We start from the raw sequence: 256 nt of genomic DNA, 5'->3' as shown, positions 1-256 counted from the left end.
GCGTCGCGGTCAATCCCGTGGCCGGGCTTGGAAACCCGAATCGTAAACGGTGCTACAGCGCCAAAGTCAGTATTTCAGGCGTTTTTTTATGCCTGCAATATCACTTTATGGCGGCTGTGCGCGGGAGGCTTCGTGCCTGCCGGGTTCCGTTTACCCCGGTTTTCCAACCTGCGTACAGCTGCCACCCATTCGCTTGGAAACGAACGTGGTAGCTCCAACCTGTAAACGGAGCTTCACTCATGACCCAATCCCACAC

General features: G+C 55.9%; 1 pseudogene. It reads left to right on the top strand.

The annotated features are described in order from the left end of the window. Positions 1-225: pseudogene (locus AAEZ06_RS27760) on the top strand (hypothetical protein); the annotation flags it as partial. Between the last annotated feature and the right edge of the window lie 31 nt (positions 226-256).

Origin of the sequence: Pseudomonas sp. HY7a-MNA-CIBAN-0227 (genome assembly GCF_040310325.1) — a bacterium.
Taxonomy (GTDB): domain Bacteria; phylum Pseudomonadota; class Gammaproteobacteria; order Pseudomonadales; family Pseudomonadaceae; genus Aquipseudomonas.
This window is presented reverse-complemented; position numbering and strand designations above follow the sequence as displayed.